2 protein-coding genes are annotated in these 1,297 nt (G+C 34.9%); both read left to right on the top strand.

What is annotated here, in order from left to right; all coding sequences use genetic code 11:
* Positions 1-451, top strand: a 451-nt coding sequence (locus tag ACM5BR_RS18600) for an IS607 family transposase (protein ID WP_416829686.1), incomplete at its 5' end; no start/stop codon positions are given.
* A partial coding sequence (locus tag ACM5BR_RS18595; protein ID WP_416829685.1) for an RNA-guided endonuclease InsQ/TnpB family protein occupies positions 448-1,297 on the top strand: 850 nt, incomplete at its 3' end. The genes ACM5BR_RS18600 and ACM5BR_RS18595, both read left to right, overlap by 4 nt.

Genomic DNA, 1,297 nt, shown 5'->3' with positions numbered 1-1,297 from the left:
GGGGATTTCGCAAGAAAATAAAGTAGGAAAAACCATCCTCTATGCTAGAGTGTCCAATCAAAGTCAAAAGAAGGATTTAGAAAACCAAGTAGAATTTTTACGAATCTTTGCTAATGCTAAAGGTTGGATTGTGAATGATGTCCTGACAGACATCGGTAGTGGGTTAAATTACAAACGAAAGAATTGGAACGAACTCCTTGAAATGGCTCAAAAAAGAGAAGTTAAAACCATTCTTATCTCTCATAAAGATAGGTTTGTACGATTTGGCTACGAATGGTTTGAAGGCTTTTTGAAAAAGTGTGGCGTGAAAATTGTAGTGGTTAATAATGAAACCCTTTCCCCACAAGAAGAACTCGTTCAAGATTTAATTTCAATTATTCATGTTTTTTCTAGCCGTATTTATGGACTAAGAAAATACAAAAATAAATTGAAAGAAGATAAAGAGTTATGAAAAGAGCCTATAAAACGGAAATTGATCTGAATCTGAAACAAACGATTAAGACCCATCAAACTCTTGGAGTTTGCCGTTATGTTTACAATCTTTATTTATCTACCAATCAAGAAATCTATGAAACTGAAAAGAGATTTATGAGTGGCATGGATTTTTCCAAGTGGTTAAACAATGTATATACGGAGGAAAAAGACCAATGGATTAAAGATGTATCGAGCAAAGCCGTCAAAAAAGCCGTCATGAACGGGGATAAAGCCTTTCGAAACTTTTTTAATGGAAAAGCTAAATTTCCAAAGTTTAAGAAGAAGAAAAATCAAGATGTCAAAGCCTACTTTCCTAAAAACAACAAAACAGATTGGACAATTGAACGCCACCGTATCAAGATTCCAACGATAGGTTGGGTGAAGTTGAAAGAGTTTGGATATATCCCCACAAACGCCCAAGTGATAAGTGGAACGGTTTCACAAAAAGCAGGACGATACTTTGTATCCGTTTTGTGTGAAGTACAGCCAAAAGAAAAGGACCATCAAATTAACAACCACGATGGCATTGGGATTGATGAAGGCATCAAGGACTTCGCCATCTGCAGTAATGGAGAAACCTTTGGCAACATTAACCGTTCCCAACAAGTTAAAAAGTTAGAAAAAAGTTTAAAACGGCAACAAAAGAAGTTGAGCCGTAAATATGAAGCCAAGAAAAAAGATTCAAAAAATAAAAAGAAAGGAAGTGAATCCTGCTACTATAAAAACATTCAAAAACAAATACTAGTTGTTCAAAAACTTCATGCTAGATTAACCAATATTCGTACCGAATATGTTCGATATGTCGTAAACCGAGTGGTGAAAA

Origin of the sequence: Ectobacillus polymachus (assembly GCF_048159605.1) — a bacterium.
GTDB classification, from domain to species: Bacteria; Bacillota; Bacilli; order Bacillales; family Bacillaceae_G; genus Ectobacillus; species Ectobacillus polymachus.
This window is presented reverse-complemented; position numbering and strand designations above follow the sequence as displayed.